Annotated in this window: 1 protein-coding gene; it reads left to right on the top strand. The window is 24.5% G+C overall.

Features of this window, described 5'->3' with window-relative positions; genetic code table 11:
* Positions 1 to 280: 280 nt before the first annotated feature.
* Positions 281 to 424, top strand: a 144-nt coding sequence (locus AC1DWA_RS33535) for an HAD hydrolase-like protein (protein WP_477917830.1), incomplete at its 3' end; no start/stop codon positions are given.

Genomic DNA, 424 nt, shown 5'->3' with positions numbered 1-424 from the left:
CCTTTAATTGGTGTGTTATTAATAATTGGAATATTTATTTGGATTTTCTAAGGAATAATATTACTTTAGGACTTCACTTTATGGAAAATAGAGGTATATAAAGAATAATATACATTTTTATGTAAATAAAAAGAAAATATTTAGGTCTAATGAATCTCTAAAAACGTTGTAAACAAATGTAAATTAAAGGCACTCTGTTCTATTTGAAATCGAATAGTAGTTTGATACTATAAACAAAACGAGTGTTCTACAAAAATATAAAGAACTCGAGGAGAATTATATGAATAAAGTTATACTTTTTAATTTCAATGGAACGATTGTAAACACTAAACTTCTAGCACTTGATATTTATAATAGAATTGCTGAAAAAGATGGTTATAAAAAAATGGATGAGAAAGAAATTCCGTACTTAAGTACATTATCC

This window comes from Rhodococcus sp. P4_F3_2, from assembly GCF_056401335.1.
The sequence above is the reverse complement of the archived record's forward strand: the minus strand, read 5'-3'. Positions and strand labels throughout refer to the sequence as shown.